The 15,119-nt window shown below is 55.6% G+C and carries 16 protein-coding genes; 9 read left to right on the forward strand and 7 right to left on the reverse strand.

Going from position 1 to position 15,119, the window contains the following annotated elements; all coding sequences use genetic code 11:
* Window positions 1-21 precede the first annotated feature (21 nt).
* On the reverse strand, window positions 22-597 hold the full coding sequence (locus AC2Q8J_RS11990; RefSeq protein WP_486451391.1) for a cytochrome b: 576 nt from the start codon (window positions 595-597) through the stop codon (window positions 22-24).
* A gap of 102 nt (window positions 598-699) precedes the next feature.
* On the reverse strand, window positions 700-1,578 hold the full coding sequence (locus AC2Q8J_RS11995; protein ID WP_027875143.1) for an LLM class flavin-dependent oxidoreductase: 879 nt from the start codon (window positions 1,576-1,578) through the stop codon (window positions 700-702).
* Window positions 1,579-1,714: 136 nt separating this feature from the next.
* Here AC2Q8J_RS11995 and AC2Q8J_RS12000 point away from each other — a divergent pair, with 136 nt between their 5' ends.
* Window positions 1,715-2,701, forward strand: coding sequence for a zinc transporter ZntB (locus AC2Q8J_RS12000; RefSeq protein WP_286695600.1), 987 nt, complete (start codon window positions 1,715-1,717; stop codon window positions 2,699-2,701).
* 438 nt (window positions 2,702-3,139) lie between these two features.
* A complete protein-coding gene (locus tag AC2Q8J_RS12005) occupies window positions 3,140-3,517 on the forward strand; it encodes a hypothetical protein (protein WP_204996087.1) in 378 nt (125 codons plus the stop codon).
* Between the two features lie 69 nt (window positions 3,518-3,586).
* On the opposite strand, the gene AC2Q8J_RS12010 is transcribed toward AC2Q8J_RS12005, so the two are convergent.
* Window positions 3,587-4,255, reverse strand: coding sequence for a fumarylacetoacetate hydrolase family protein (locus tag AC2Q8J_RS12010; RefSeq protein WP_486451392.1), 669 nt, complete (start codon window positions 4,253-4,255; stop codon window positions 3,587-3,589).
* Window positions 4,256-4,267: 12 nt separating this feature from the next.
* Window positions 4,268-5,680, reverse strand: coding sequence for an FAD-binding oxidoreductase (locus tag AC2Q8J_RS12015; RefSeq protein WP_286695603.1), 1,413 nt, complete (start codon window positions 5,678-5,680; stop codon window positions 4,268-4,270).
* 89 nt (window positions 5,681-5,769) lie between these two features.
* Here AC2Q8J_RS12015 and serA point away from each other — a divergent pair, with 89 nt between their 5' ends.
* From serA to AC2Q8J_RS12035, 4 genes are all read left to right on the forward strand, one after another.
* Entirely contained in the window at window positions 5,770-6,996 is a 1,227-nt protein-coding gene (gene serA, locus AC2Q8J_RS12020) for a phosphoglycerate dehydrogenase (RefSeq protein WP_204996090.1), read from the forward strand.
* 12 nt (window positions 6,997-7,008) lie between these two features.
* On the forward strand, window positions 7,009-7,377 hold the full coding sequence (locus AC2Q8J_RS12025) for a hypothetical protein (protein WP_204996091.1): 369 nt from the start codon (window positions 7,009-7,011) through the stop codon (window positions 7,375-7,377).
* A 106-nt stretch (window positions 7,378-7,483) separates the two neighbouring features.
* Window positions 7,484-8,506 (forward strand): LLM class F420-dependent oxidoreductase, encoded by a 1,023-nt coding sequence (locus AC2Q8J_RS12030; RefSeq protein ID WP_286695605.1) that lies wholly within the window; start codon window positions 7,484-7,486, stop codon window positions 8,504-8,506.
* Window positions 8,507-8,697: 191 nt separating this feature from the next.
* Window positions 8,698-11,283 carry a TonB-dependent receptor gene (locus tag AC2Q8J_RS12035; protein WP_486451393.1) on the forward strand — a complete coding sequence of 862 codons (2,586 nt, stop codon included), beginning with the start codon at window positions 8,698-8,700 and terminating at the stop codon, window positions 11,281-11,283.
* On the opposite strand, the gene AC2Q8J_RS12040 is transcribed toward AC2Q8J_RS12035, so the two are convergent.
* Window positions 11,280-12,125, reverse strand: coding sequence for a 23S rRNA (adenine(2030)-N(6))-methyltransferase RlmJ (locus AC2Q8J_RS12040; RefSeq protein WP_486451394.1), 846 nt, complete (start codon window positions 12,123-12,125; stop codon window positions 11,280-11,282). The genes AC2Q8J_RS12035 and AC2Q8J_RS12040 overlap by 4 nt on opposite strands.
* Window positions 12,126-12,133: 8 nt before the next feature.
* Window positions 12,134-13,108 carry a class 1 fructose-bisphosphatase gene (locus tag AC2Q8J_RS12045; RefSeq protein WP_486451395.1) on the reverse strand — a complete coding sequence of 325 codons (975 nt, stop codon included), beginning with the start codon at window positions 13,106-13,108 and terminating at the stop codon, window positions 12,134-12,136.
* A gap of 139 nt (window positions 13,109-13,247) precedes the next feature.
* Between AC2Q8J_RS12045 and AC2Q8J_RS12050 the strand changes: the two genes are divergently transcribed.
* Complete coding sequence (locus tag AC2Q8J_RS12050) at window positions 13,248-13,508, forward strand: hypothetical protein (protein WP_204996094.1); 261 nt, start codon at window positions 13,248-13,250, stop codon at window positions 13,506-13,508.
* 3 nt (window positions 13,509-13,511) lie between these two features.
* On the opposite strand, the gene AC2Q8J_RS12055 is transcribed toward AC2Q8J_RS12050, so the two are convergent.
* Complete coding sequence (locus tag AC2Q8J_RS12055; RefSeq protein WP_286695609.1) at window positions 13,512-13,904, reverse strand: DUF1761 domain-containing protein; 393 nt, start codon at window positions 13,902-13,904, stop codon at window positions 13,512-13,514.
* 131 nt (window positions 13,905-14,035) lie between these two features.
* On the opposite strand from AC2Q8J_RS12055, the gene AC2Q8J_RS12060 reads away from it, so the two are divergent.
* Window positions 14,036-14,791, forward strand: coding sequence for a dienelactone hydrolase family protein (locus AC2Q8J_RS12060; RefSeq protein WP_288362897.1), 756 nt, complete (start codon window positions 14,036-14,038; stop codon window positions 14,789-14,791).
* An 8-nt stretch (window positions 14,792-14,799) separates the two neighbouring features.
* Window positions 14,800-15,105: an SET domain-containing protein gene (locus tag AC2Q8J_RS12065; protein WP_204996097.1), complete on the forward strand. Its 306-nt coding sequence runs from the start codon at window positions 14,800-14,802 to the stop codon at window positions 15,103-15,105.
* Window positions 15,106-15,119: the final 14 nt, after the last annotated feature.

The following is a 15,119-nucleotide window of genomic DNA, read 5'->3' on the forward strand; positions in this document are numbered from 1 at the left end:
AGTGGTGAGCCAGTGCTGAAACTACTTCGACCGCGAGTCCGGTGCTTGGTTGGCAAGTCCGAGCATTTTTTTCAGGGTGTTGTCGCGGTTGTAAAAATGGTGCTTGAGGGCCGCCAATGCGTGCACACCGGCCAGCAATACAATGGCCCAGGCAAGAATCTCGTGAATCTCGCCAGCAACGTCTTCTTGGTTGGGCAGGTCCTGTACGGTAGCTGGCACACTAAACCAATTAAACACCTCGATGGCACGCCCGTCGGCGGTTGAGATCAGATAGCCAGCAAGCATCATCACGACCAGCATGGCATACAGGCCATAGTGGGTGAGGTGTGCGCTCAAACGCGCCCAGCGCGGGCTGTTCGGTGGGCCCTGCGGTGTGGGGTTGGTCGCGCGCCACAGCAGCCGAAAGACCAACAGCGCCAACAGAATAAGGCCGATGCTTTTATGAATATGGGGGGCGCGCTGGTACCAGGTGTCATAGTAGCCGAGATCGCGCATCCACAAGCCGAGCCCGAACATGGCGAAGATGGCCAGGGCCATGCCCCAATGTAAGGCGATGCTTACCCAGCCGTAGCCGGTGCTGGTGTTTCTAAGGGGCATAAGACTCGCGTCTCCATACGATGACAGTACGCCCAGTATAGATAGGGTGAGCTGATAAAAAAGCGGATTTATCTGCGTTAATTTATCAGCTATTTCGATACGTTAACGACCGGCGAGCAAATTGGCGAGGCGGTCTACCTCGGCCAAATCGGCGCTGGCGGGCACCAATTGAATTTCGTCGCAACCGAGTGCTTCAATGGCGTCGAGCCCGTCGAGTATGGCCTTCGGGTCGTGCATGCGCATGGTTGCGGCGACCTTTTCCGCTTCGGCGTCGCCGAAAATTTTCAGGTAGTCGAAAACATAGTCGCGCAGTGCCTGCTCACCATTGTCGGCCAGAGAGTACCAGAAGCCACCCATGCGATAGGGTTTGTCGGGGCGCTGACTGTTTGCCCAAGCTTGGTCGGCAGCCTTGAAAAAATAATCGATCAGCCCGGCGTCGCCGTCCATGGCAAAGCCATACAGACCATCGGCCCACTTGGAAACGCGGTCGATACTTTTGGGGCCCATCGCGCCGGCGAGAATAGGCGGGCCACCCGCTTGCACGGGCTCGGGGCCAATCTCGTCATAGTCCTCGATTTGCTCTCCCCGCCATACCCGTTTCATCAACGCGATTTGATCGTCCATGCGCTGGAAGCGGCCTTTCATACTCGCGCCGAGCGCTTGATAGTCTTTTTCACGACCGCCCACGCCCACGGTGAGCGTGACGCGACCCTCGGAAAGAATATCCAGAGTGGCAATTTCTTTAGCGGCTTGAACAGCGCTGTGCATGGGCAGCACATACAGTGCCGGGATAATGCGCACGCGCTCGGTACTGGCGGCTGCGAAAGCCAGGATGTTGCGCATTTCCATGCTGTAGCCTGTGATGCGCTCACCACATGACAAGCTGTGGAAGGGGCCTTGGTCGATAATGCCGCACCAGTCTTTAAAGGTTTGACGGCTCAGGCCGCGTTTCATATAGGGAAGGCAGACGCCAATTTTCATTGCTGTTCTCTTATCGTGTTTTTTTACCATTCTAGGCGGATGAAGCACTTAGCGACTCACCCAGAAAGAGGAGGCTGTGAATACGCTAGTCTGCGGCTCATTTGCGTGCGATGATCCGGAAAACGGTGGAGGCTTTATGAGCGAATCAATTATCTACGCCTTTATTTTCGATGGGCGAGGCGGTGCACGGGCAATTACGCGCGAGGAAATAGACCTCTGGAAGCCCGAGCAAGGTGTGCTCTGGGTACATGTGGACTACAGCCACAGTGACACGCGTCCGTGGTTATCTGCTTTCGCGAGTCGTGAAGATATTACGTCGCTGGATGATCTGGCGGTTGCCGCGTTGCTGGCAGAGGAAACGCGGCCCCGCGCGGCGGCCCACAATGGCGGTCTGTTGATGGCGCTGCGCGGCGTTAATATGAACCCCAATGCCGACCCCGAAGATATGGTGTCGGTGCGTATATTTGCCGACGCCAATCATATTATTAGCTCGCGAAAGCGGCGCTTGCTGTCGATGGACGATGTGGTTGGTCGGTTTGCGCGTGGTGAGGGCCCGTGTTCTAGCGCGGAGTTTGTGGCACTGCTATGTGAGCGTTTGGTTAGCCGTATGGCGGGGCCAATAGAGGAAGCTGAAGATTGCGTGGATCTGTTGGAGGAGTCATTGCTGACGACGCCGCGCGCGCGACTCAGAAATCAATTGAGCGATTTGCGTCGCCAGGCAATATCACTGCGCCGTTACCTGGCGCCGCAGCGAGAGGCCCTGAATTGGATATTAAGTGAACGTGTCGCCTGGTTTGATAATGATGCCCGGGCCACGGTTCGTGAATCCGGTGATCGCTTAGCGCAGTATATTGAAACGCTCGATAGTGTGCGTGAGCGCGCTGCCGTTACGCAGGAAGAATTGGTTAATCAAATTTCCGAAGAGTCGAACGCGCGAATGTATGTGCTGTCCATTGTTTCGGCGATATTTTTACCGCTCGGTTTTGCTACCGGTTTATTAGGGGTGAATGTTGGCGGAATTCCGGGGGCGGATAATCAACAAGCCTTTATGCTGTTCGTTGGCATGCTAATAGGCGTAGCGGTATTGATGTTGGTTTATTTTCGATATAAACGCTGGCTTTAAGGCACCTCTGATTAATTCGGTAATGGCTCAGTGGAGCCTCTCGCGTGCACTGGCGAGGCGCAGCGCGAAGGTCAAGGGTTGTTCTCTTGACGAGTGTTGCAACGACGGCCAGGGGGCGCGAGAGACCCGCCTTTCGGGGTTTTGCCTTATTTCGCCTGGCGGCGTTGCGCTCATTTGAAAGGCAACCAGCCTTACTGTCTGAGCGCGCCTTGCCAACCGAAATAAGGCAAAGCCTGAGTTATCACCGAATTAATCAGAGGTGCCTTAATCATTATTAATGGGAATTCAACACAATAATCGCGTGATTGTAGGTTAGAGCTTCGATATTTGGTTTATTTCTTGCGAGTGCTGATTGATAATTAAGCGAAGATTTTTATATGACGCAACTACTATTTAGTTACGTGTTTTTTTCATTCAATGATTAGTTAAGGATATCTTATGGATATTGCAAAACTTCAGAAGCAGCTCGAAGCAGAGCACAAAGCGCTTGATCAGAAGTTCAAGTTTATTTCAGATCTGCAAGCACTGATGAAAAAGCACGGCCAAACTGCCGAAGGCCTGCTGGAAATTTTGAATGAAACTGAAGCTGCGGCACCTAAGAAGCGCGGCCGTAAACCCGCTGCTGCCAAAGCCGCTCCCGTCGCTAAAAAAGCGGCTGCTAAGAAGCCTCGCAAGAAGCAGGCCGCGCGCCCACTGCGTAAGTTTAAGCATCCAAAAACCGGTGAAGTTGCAGAGACGCGCGCGCCACAGGTTGATAAAAAGATCCGTGGTTGGGCAACTGAGCTGAAGACTGACTGGCGCAAGCTGGAAGTTTAAGCTAGTCGCACAGACAGAATTAAGCCGTTTGGCTTGATAAAAAAAACCGCCTTAGGGCGGTTTTTTTGTTTAGGGCGTTTGCACTTCTGTTGTCACACTGAGCAGCTTGTCGAGCTGGCAGGTAAGGGTGTCGCCATTTTGCAGTGGCCCCACGCCTGCCGGGGTTCCCGTCAGCACAATATCGCCGGGCTGCAATGTGAAGCTCTGACTAATGTCGGCAAGTAATACATCGATGGGAAACAGCATATCGCTGCAGTGACCCGATTGCTGCCGTTCACCGTTGCGATGCAGCTCAAAGCGCAGCTTTTGCCAGTCGGGGACACTGGCCGCCGGAACAAATGCCGACAGCGGGCAGGCGCCGTCGAACGCTTTGGCTCTCTCCCAGGGGTGGCCTTTGGCCTTTAGTTCTGACTGAAGCTCCCGAAGGGTGAGATCGAGTGCCAAGCCGTATCCCGCTATCGCGGCCAGGCAGTCTTCAGGTTTTGCCTGGCTTAACGTCGAGCCGATCAGCAGGGCGACCTCTAGTTCGTGGTGGCATTCACCCTTGCCCTGTGGGAGCGCTATTGGCGCCTCCAAGGCAGCCAGGGCGCTGGCGGGTTTGATGAAAAGCAGCGGCTGCTCGGGTACCGGGTTATTCAATTCCTTGGCATGAGCTGCGTAGTTGCGGCCCACGCAGACGATTTTTCCCGGTGGCATCTCCAGCGGGCGACCATCGATAAAACGGTGTTGCGAATACATGGCAAAGCCCTTTTAGTCGAAAATTTTTCCAGGGTTCATTACACCGTTGGGGTCAAAAACCTGCTTCACGTGACGCATCAGCGCAATTTCCTCGGGGCTGCGCGAGTATTGTAGATAGTCTTTTTTCAGCAGGCCGACACCGTGCTCGGCCGATACGCTGCCACCGAAGCGTTGCACAATATCGAACACCGCCAGACTGACCTTGCCACATTGCTCAAAGAATTCACTTTTATCCAGACTGTCTGGCTTGAGAATATTCAGGTGTAGATTTCCGTCGCCAATGTGTCCAAACCAAATGATCTCAAAATCCGGGTATTCGCTATTTACGATATTCTCGACTTCGCTGAGGAAGTTGGGGACTTTTGAAATGACCGTGGAAATATCGTTTTTATAGGGCGTCCATCGTGAAATGGTTTCGGAGATATCCTCGCGCAGACGCCACAGGTTTTTTAGCTGCTCAAGGCTTTGGCTCATTACGCCATCGAGTACCCAGCCTTCCTCTACGCAGGCTTCGAATAAGGCCATTGCCTGTTCTTCGGTTTCGTCGTTGAGTTTTTCGAATTCCAGTAGGGCGTAGTAAGGGCACGTCGACTCGAAGGGGCGTGGCAATTTGCTGTGCTCAACGACTTTTTGCAGCGCTTGCTCGGAGAAAAACTCGAAGGCAGTCAGATCCATTTCTGATTGAAAACGGTTGAACAGGTTCATGATGCCATCGAAGTTCTCAACACCCAGTACAAAGGCGGTGAGGTTTTTCGGTTGTCGGGTTAACTGCATCGTTGCTTCGCAGATCAGTCCGAGGGTGCCCTCGGCACCGATAAACAGCTGGCGAAGGTCGTAGCCGGCATTGTTTTTAAGCAGGCCGTTGTTCAATTCCAGTATGTCGCCAGCGCCGGTGACAACGGTCAGCCCGGCAACCCAGTCGCGGGTCATGCCCCAGCGAAGAACCTTGATACCGCCAGCATTCGTGGAAATATTACCGCCAATCTGCGAGGAGCCCGCAGAGGCGAAGTCGACGGGGTAGTAGAGGCCCTGCTCGTCGGCGAAGTGCTGCAGCTGTTCGGTAATCACGCCAGCCTGACAGCGCACGGTGCGGTCGATAGCGTTGAAGTCACTGAGCTGGTTCATATAGTCGAAGGAGACAACCACCTCGCCGTTGGCAGCCACGGCGCCGCCGCTCAGGCCGGTGCGACCGCCACTTGGCACCACTGCCAGCTGTTCGGCGTTGGCCAGTTTAACAATGGCTTGAACGTGCTCGGTGCTGCGCGGAAAAACGACCGCCAGTGGTGCGGGCTCCCAGGCCTTGGTCCAGTCTCGGCCGTGGCTGTGAAGGGTGTCGGCGTCGCAGCGAACTTTGTCTTCGCCAACAATGGCTTGAAGCTCAGCAATAACACGCTCTGGAGAGGAATGGGGATTGGCGGAAGACATGGCAAATTGCCTCGGAAATTGACTACAGGAAAAGCGTTTTATGATACCATATTGCGCTTTCATATTTCCCCTCCGAGAGCACATCCCCGATGGCAAAAACCTCCCTAGACAAGGCCAAGATTAAATTCCTTCTCTTAGAAGGTGTTCACCAGTCCGCCGTAGACGCACTCCACGCCGCTGGCTACAGCAACATCGACTACTATCAGAAGGCCCTGCCCGACGATGAGCTAAAGCAAAAGATCGCCGATGCTCATTTTGTTGGCATTCGCTCGCGTACCCAGCTGACGGCTGACGTGTTTGATTCGGCGAAGAAATTGATCGCGGTGGGTTGCTTCTGTATCGGCACAAATCAAGTAGACCTAAAAGCGGCAACTGAGCGCGGTATTGCGGTGTTCAATGCGCCGTTCTCCAACACGCGCTCGGTCGCCGAGCTGGTGATCGCCGAAGCGATCTTGCTGTTGCGTGGCATTGCTGAAAAGAACGCCGCGGCCCACCGTGGCGAGTGGATGAAAAGTGCTGTCGGCTCTTATGAAATTCGCGGTAAGCGCCTGGGAATTATCGGCTACGGCTCTATCGGTATGCAGCTTTCGGTTATCGCGGAAGGCCTGGGTATGGAGGTGTGCTTTACCGATGTTGTGAACAAGCTGCCACTGGGCAATGCCGTTCAAGTGAGTTTGGGTGAATTGCTGGCGACCTCCGATATTGTCAGCCTTCACGTGCCGGAAACGGCGTCCACGCAGGATATGATCGGTGCCAATGAGCTGGCCCAGATGAAGAGCGGGGCGATCCTGATCAACGCCTCGCGCGGTACGGTTGTTGATATCGATGCCTTGTGTAACGCGCTGAGCGATGCCCGCTTGTCAGGCGCTGCAATCGATGTATTTCCCGAGGAGCCGCGCGGCAATAACGACGAGTTTATCTCGCCGCTGCGTGAATTCGACAATGTTTTCCTCACGCCGCATATCGGTGGTTCAACGGTAGAGGCTCAGCAAAACATCGGTCTGGAAGTGGCCGATAAGCTGGTGAAATACTCTGACAATGGCACAACAACCTCGTCGGTTAACTTCCCTGAAGTGGCGCTGCCGGCCCACCCAGGCAAACACCGTATTCTGCACGTGCACCGCAACGTGCCGGGTATTCTCAGTGCCATTAACCAAATTTTCTCTGAGAACAATATCAATATCTCGGGTCAGTACCTGCAAACCAACGACCAAGTCGGTTACGTGGTCATGGATCTGGATAAGGACTCTGGGGCCTTGGCTCAAGAGAAGTTGTCGCAGATTCCCGACACTATCCGCTGCCGCTTGCTGTTCTAAGTCAGCGCACTGATGGCTGAGCTGGAACGCCTTGAGGCGCTGCTGGATAAAACGGCCCTGGTGGCGCTGAGCTACTTTGATGTAGACGGCGCCGCATTGCAGCAGCGTATGCTGTCGGGCAAGGTCGTGCGGGTAACGCCGAGCGACGGCATTACTCTGCGCCCGCCTCAGGGTGAGGAATTTACCCTGCCCTCGTCCATGTCGCCGTGGTTTATTGCGCCGCCAGGTCAATACCGCGATGGCGCTGGCCACGCTGTCGACAACCCGGATTACCTGGTCACGTGGAATGTGTATCGCTGCCAAGATAAGGATAAGCCAGAGGGCGAGCACCAGTGGTGGGAGTGGGTGGCCAATACCCAGCCACCCACGGTGGGCAGCTGATCTTTTTCGCCAGTGCCAAAATGCCAATTGAGCTGTTTTGCCATAGGTCTGCGCAAGCCACCTTTCTATACTGAGCGCTTATTCGCACAGTTAGAAGGACGCGGCCATGAAACTCGGCTTACATTTGGGCTACTTTCAAAAGCAACCCACAGATCGCTTTATCGAACTTGCACAGGCTGCGGAAAACCTCGGCTTTGACTCTGTGTATACAGCGGAAGCCTACGGCTCCGACTGTTTTACCCCCTTGGCGGCGATCGCCGCAATGACCTCTAAGATTCGACTGTGTACCGGCGTTATGCAAATTTCGGCGCGTACCCCCGTGTGCGCCGCGATGTCGGCACTGACCCTCGACCATATTTCCAACGGTCGCCTGTGTCTGGGCGTGGGGGTATCGGGGCCGCAGGTTGTTGAGGGCTGGTATGGCCAGCAGTTTAAGCGCCCTTTGGAGCGCACGCGTGAGTGGTTGGATATCTTCCAGCAGGTGATTGCCCGTGAGGCGCCGGTGGAGTTCAGCGGCAAGCAGTACAACCTGCCCTACAACGGGCCGGATAGCCTGGGTCTGGGCAAGCCCCTGAAGAGTATTACCCATCCGCTGCGCAATAAGATTCCGGTATTTCTCGGCGCTGAAGGGCCTAAGAACATCGCTCTTGCGGCAGAGCGATTCGACGGCTGGATGCCGATATTTGTCTCGCCCTACCGTATGGATATCTTTGAGGAAAGTCTGGCAAATAAGCCTGAGGGCTTCGAAATTAATGCCATGGTGAATTGCATCATTAACGATAACCTCGAAGAAGCGATGTTCCCGGGCAAGATGACCATGGCTCTCTATCTCGGCGGCATGGGCGCCCGCAAAGATAACTTCCATAAGAACTTGATGGGACGCATGGGCTTTGGCGACGAAGCCGAAAAAGTGCAGGACCTGTGGTACGAGGGTAAGCACGAAGAGGCGATCCAGGCTGTGCCGGATGCCTTAGTGGATGAAATTTCCCTGGTGGGTCCGAAGGAGCGAATTAAAGAACGCTTGCAGGACTGGAAGAAATCACCGGTGACGAGCCTGATGATCGGCCACCGCGATCACTTTGAGACGTCGGTCGAAACCATGGAGTTTTTAGCTGAGGCGGTTCTCTAAGCCTGCCTGTTCAACCTTTTCCCTCACCACCGGCCGGGTGGTGGGGCGCTTCTTGTTCTCTCCTCCTTTAAATTCGCAAAGACCCATAACGATAATATTGTGTTTTAGCGTTGCTGTAGTTAGGCTGCATATGTGCGTCGCGTGTTTTGGCGCGCCATAACAATAATGAATAATTACAGATGGTACTCACTATGCGTATGTTCTCCTGCCTCGGCCGGGGCTTGCTGCCCGGCTGCGTGTTGCTGCTGGGTGCGAGCCCGGCATTTGCTCAACAAGCGCCAGTTGCCGCCAAGGAAAAAATGGGCGGTACTATAGAAGAGGTGCTGGTAACCGCCCGTAAGCGCTCGGAAAATTTGCAGGAAACACCGGTTGCTGTCACCGCGATGAGCGGTGACGACTTGCGTGCCCAGGGCATTTTGAGCACCACTGAGTTGAGTAAATCGGTGCCCAGCTTGCAGATTAACGACAGTACGTCTGCGCAGATCTTTATTCGCGGTATTGGTCAGCGGGCACCGATGGCGCGCTTCGATCCCTCGGTGAGTGTTTATCTGGACGGCATATTTATTCCGCGCCCGGATGGCCAGCTGCTGGATACTATCGACGTAGACAGTGTGCAGGTGTTGCGCGGCCCTCAGGGCACCTTGTTTGGCAAAAACAATACCGGCGGCGCCCTCGTTTTCACGCTAAGCAAACCTGAAGATGTTGCCGGTGGTTATGTGGAGGGGGGCCTGGGTAGCTATGGCGAGAACCGGCTGCGGGCAGCGGTAAATATGCCGGTGAGTGAGGACTTCCTTACTCGCCTGTCAGTGAATAGCCACCGCCGCGACGGCTTTCTTGAGGACCGCAGTATCGGCGACACGCAGTCCATTGACCGGCTCTCGGCCATCTTTCAAACCCGCTGGCTCGCCGGTGATAGCCTGACACTGGATACCCTGACCTTCCTCGGCAAAATTCGCGAGCGCTATCCCACCTATCACTGCAAAATTGTCAATGATGATGCCTTGTTTGTGGATGGCCTCGGCCTGCTGTGGCCGGGCGATACCGACCCGAGCAACCCCCGGGCGTATCGCGACAACTGCGAGGCGAATGATCGGGATAAGCTGCCCGATTTGGTGACCAATCAGGGTGATCAGCAGTATCAAGTTAAAGATCAAGATGTTGTGCTGCTCGGCGCGACGGCAGACTGGGAGCTCAATGCCGATCACAGTATCAAGGGGATTTTTGGCTACCGCGACGCGGTGAAAGGCGGGCCTCAGAGCAATGCGGATGAAGGCGGCCCAGCGCCCTTTTTGCGCGGCATCGTGTTGGGTGACAGCGACCAGGAATCGCTGACCTTAGAATTGCAATTCAACGGCCGGCTATTCGATGGCGCCGTAGACTACACGGCGGGGCTGTTCTGGCAAGATGAATATAAGAACGAGCGCTTTATGGTCGGCAGCCCATTGGTTGGTGCCGATTCCACCTCCTTGGCGCAGTTGTTGGCCGGGCAAGTCCCCAACCCGGCATTGATCCCCCCGGGTGGCACTAACCCTCCGGTGCTGGGCGCGCTGGTGCCCCTGGCAACGGTGCAAGATTTTGAAATATTCGGCGAGACAGCGGCGGCCTTTGCGCAAGCAACATGGCACATCACTGAGGACTGGGAGCTGACCGTCGGCGGTCGCTACACCGAAGAGAGTCGCGACTCCGAACTGGCTACACGCGAGGCCGACTTGGCGGCGGTGTCTACCGCCTTGACCTCGGCCGATCCGCGATTTGTGCCGGTCGAGCCGTCGATGGGCATTCATACTTTCCTGGGTACGTGGTCTCAGGACCCGCTGAGTATTGCCCAGGATATTCTGCGAGAGGCCTACCCCGATATCATCGGTGCGCCATTAGGCGCTGCCAAAAACTACGAAACCAGCAGTACCTTTAAGGAGTTCACGCCGATGGCATCAACCTCCTGGGTGCTGCCGGAGTCGCTACTGGAAAATAGTCTGGTGGATTCCGCCATGGTCTATGCCACGTGGAGTAATGGCTTCAAGTCGGGCTTTCACGAGCCCAGCGGGGTCGATGGCTTGGCGGTGGTTGAACCGGAGTTGCTGGAAAACCGTGAAATCGGCTTCAAGATAGACGCGCTGGAGCGGTCGCTGCGCTTCAACGTGGCGCTGTATGCCATGACCTTCGAAAATATGCAGCTGATCACCGTGAGCGTGGACTCGGCCAATTCGCTGATCGTGACCTCGCAAAATGCCGGCGAGTCGACGATTGAGGGCGGCGAGATGGAGCTGACGTGGCTGCCGACCATGAATACCTTGATTACCCTGAGCTACAGCAATAACAACTACAGCTTTGTCGAGTTTGAAGACACGGCTCTGCTCCCGCTGGCAGTGGCGGGCGACAGCGTTGCAATCGATCGCAGTGATGAAGAGTTTGCAGTGTCGCCGAGGAAAACGGCGGCACTGGGTGTTCAGTACACCTTGAACACAGAGGTGGGGTTGTTCACGCCGCGTATTGATTTGAGCTACAAGGGTGAAGTGTATATGGGCTTGGATGACGCCTCCTGGGACGTGGCCAAGCGCAACCCGGGCTTGGTGTATGCCGACGACTATATGCTGGTCGACCTGCGCCTGAGCTGGAGCAATCGCGAGAACGACCTGAACATCGCCGCCTACGTGAAAAACGCCACCGACGAGCGCTACGATATTGGTGCTGTGGCAACGGGTGAGTCGCTGGGGACTTATGCTCAAGCGCTGGGGGATCCCCGGTTTTACGGTGTGGAGGTTTTTAAGCGTTTTTAGCGCTGTTTACCACTGAGACTGAATGTACCTTGGCCGTTTTGGCCAAGGTGCTCAGCGAGCGCTGGCAGGCAGTTTTCCAGCTCGGTGCGGAGGGTCCAGGGTGGGTTGGCAACAAACATACCGCTGCCGAACATGCCGTGCTCGCCTTGTGGGGCGCATACTTCCAGCCGTGCGCTGAGATAATTGTCGGCGACGCAACTAATTAGTTTCTTTTCGAGACCTAGCGATTCCTGCCGAGGCAGCAGCGGGTACCACAGTGCGTATACGCCGCTCGGGAAGCGTTTTAGTGCATCATTTAGGCTATGTATTAATGTCTGATAGTCGCGCTTGTTTTCATAGGGAGGGTCGATAAGCACCAGTGCCCGCCGAGATGGCGGTGGCAGCAGGGCCTTTAGTCCGGAAAAACCATCCTCTTGATGGACGCGGGCGCGCCCAGCAGTGACGCGCTGCAGCTCTTCATAGTCAGCAGGGTGCAACTCAAAGAGTTCGGCGCGATCGTTTTTGCGCAGCAGTTGCTGGGCAATCAGGGGTGAGCCGGGGTAGTTATTGGCATCGCCGGAGTCTTGATAGTAAGCATCAATCACCTCGAGATAACGGGCTAATTGTGCTGGCAGAGGGGTGTGCTCGGCGGCGCTACGCAAGCGGCTGATGCCACTGCGATGCTCGTGGTTTTTGGCTGAAAAACCGATGTCTAATGGGTATTGCCCAGCGCCCGCATGGGTGTCGATGTATAACAGCGGTTTGTCTTTTTTCTGAAGGTAGTCAAGCAGCAGGATCTCCACCACGTGTTTAAGCACATCAGCGTGGTTACCCGCGTGAAAGCCGTGGCGATAACTGAGCATCTTTTCGGCTAACTCTGGTGGTAATCAATACAGCGGGCGACTTCATCCGCGGCGCCGAGGATGACGGGTACGCGCTGGTGGATGTGCTCGGGCTGAATGTCGAGAATGTTCCCGTCGGGGGTGCAGACTTTGCCACCGGCTTGCTCGACGAGTAGTCCCATTGGGTTCGCCTCGTACATCAGGCGCAGTTTGCCGGCCTGCTCGGGTTTGCGGGCGTCCCAGGGGTAGCAGAACAGACCGCCGCGGCACAGTATGCGATGCACATCGGCCACCATCGCTGCCACCCAGCGCATGTTGTAATTCTTGCCTCTGGGGCCTTCGCGGCCCTGTAGCAGTTCACCAATATAGCGCTGCATGGCGGGGTGCCAGTGGCGCTGGTTCGACATATTAATGGCGAATTCCTTGCACTCCCTGGCAATGCTGACCTCGGCCTCGGTGAGCAGGTATTCCCCCGATTTCGGCTCGTAGGTAAACATCACCACGCCTTTGCCTAGGGTTAATACCAGCATTACAGATGGCCCGTAAAGTACATACCCCGCAGCCAATTGTTGGCGGCCCGGCTGTAAGAACTCAGCCTCGCTAACGGTGCCTTCGCCACGGCTGCCGAGCACCGAGAAAATGGTGCCGACCATACTGTTTATATCGATATTCGACGAGCCGTCCAGTGGGTCGAACGTGACCAAAAATTCGCCATCATTGTGGGCGGCGACGACCTCATCTTCCTCTTCAGAGGCAATACCGCGCACGCTGGGCAATGCCGACAGTGCGGTTTTAATGCGCTCGTTGGCGATCACGTCCAGCTTCTTTTGCTCTTCGCCCTGAACGTTCTCCGCACCGGCGGCGCCGAGAATATCGTTCAACGCGCCGCCGGACAGGTCGTCGCGAATGGCGCGGCTGACCTCGGCAATCGACAAAATCAGTTGTGCCAGTGTCGATGAAGGCGCGTTAGAGGAAAGGTAGTCAGAGAGGTTCTGGCGGGACATATCGGGAGCATCCGGTCGGTGTGGTGACAAAGCCGCTATTATGCCAGTGGGGGTGCATCAGTAACAGTACGTTGCGCAGGCGGGGTTACTGTTCTAGCTTCAAGGGGAAAGGTCGCTTCGCAACAGGGAGGTTGTCGAGATGCGTGGGTGGATCATTGTTGGACTAACGGTGTCACTGCTGTCATTGGAGAGTGCCAATGCAGCGGATTGGCCACAGTGTAAAAGTGCTAAGCGAGAGGCGGTGCGTTTGCAGCAGGCCTTGCGCGATGGTCGTAAGTTGAAGGGCTATAAAAGTGGTGCCGCCATGAAGCGGGCGCGAAAAAGCCGGGAGCTCTGGTTGCGCAAGAACTGTCGCTATCATTCCCGCCGATTGCGGGAGGTCGAGCGCAGCATGATGTGAGCGCTAATAAATGATGCTGTGCATCAAGTAACTAAGAATGGTGGTCGCGCCCAAAAAACTGCAATCGATAAGGGCGACCTTGCGATTTTTAGCCTGCACCCGGCGCAATAGCCAGGCCACGCTAATATAGCTGCTGAGGCAAAGCATCATTGTGCCAGAGGGAAGCAAGCCCTTGTGCAGCAACATCACCAGCACCCCAACCATCCAGCTTTGCAGCAAGCAGGCGCTCGCCATTGCCAGCAACGACGATTCCGGGCCAGCCGCTTTATCGCTGAGCCCCTGCTCTAAACGCCAGGCGTCGCCGAATACTCGCGGTGAATACCAGATGTAGCCAAGCAGTAAACTAAGGAGAAAGGCACTGGCTGCGGCGCCTGGGTGGAGGTCAAAAATCGACATGAGACTTGGGTCCGTACCGCAAGAGTTATCATCACCACTGGGTGTTGATGTAGAGTGTAGTCTGTAATGTTGAGAATACGAACCACGATGTGGTTTTTCATTGAGGCTGTTAATCAGGGAGAGAAAAATTAATGCGACTTTTTTCGTTATTGTTCGCCGCCATTTTGGCCTTGTCGGGCGTCAGCCAATCACTGGCCGCCGAGAAGGTTCAGCTGCCGGACGATCTCGGGACTGCAATGTTGTACAAGGCCAAGCGCAGTGACGCTCCCGCAGTTGTTGTGGTGCACGAATGGTGGGGCTTAAATGATTACGCTCGCAAGCGCGCCAAGATGCTTGCTGAGGCCGGCTATACAGCCATTGCTGTCGACATGTACGGACACGGCAAAACAGCGAGCCATCCAAAAGATGCCACGGCCTTTATGAATGCAGCACTCGCTGAGCCGGAAAAAATGAATGCCCGCTTTGATGCGGCGATGGCTATTTTGAAGCGCCAAACCAAAGGTGATATCTACGCGATTGGCTACTGCTTTGGTGGCGCTGTGGTGTTGAATCAGGCGCGTCGCGGGCTGGATTTGGCGGGAGTGGCGAGTTTTCACGGTAGCCTGGGTACCGAAACCCCGGCGCAAACGGGTGTGGTGAAAGCCAAGGTGCTGGTGGCCACAGGTGGGGCTGACCCCATGGTGCCCGCTGAGCAAGTCGGCGCCTTCGTAGAGGAGATGTCTTCTGCAGGTGTGGATTTACAGCTGATGAGCTTCCCTGGCGTTCAGCATAGCTTTACCAACCCCGGTGCCACGGCCGTCGGTAAAAAATACGGTCTGCCATTGAGCTATGACGCCAAGGCTGACAGCCAGAGCTGGGCAGCCCTGATGCGCATGCTGGAAGACTAAGCACGGCGATGGCCGGTTCGCGTTTATATAAGGTGCGCAACAGCCCTTTGCATGGCAAGGGCTTGTTTGCTCGCCGGGCTATTGCCGCCGATACCGTGATTGGCTGGTGCGAAACAGCGCCAACAGTGGAGCCGGGTTTGCACACCTTGAGCCTGGCGGATGGCCGCGACGTGGATGTTTGCTGCTCCTTGAAATACATCAATCACGGCCGGCCGGCCAATGTGATCTACTATGACGACTTTAGTGTGGTCGCGCTGCGAGATATCGCCCCTGGCGAAGAGCTGCTGCACGACTACGGGGATGACTGGCCCTAGGTCGCTCGTCCGCC

Source organism: Spongiibacter sp. C9W, assembly GCF_057370015.1.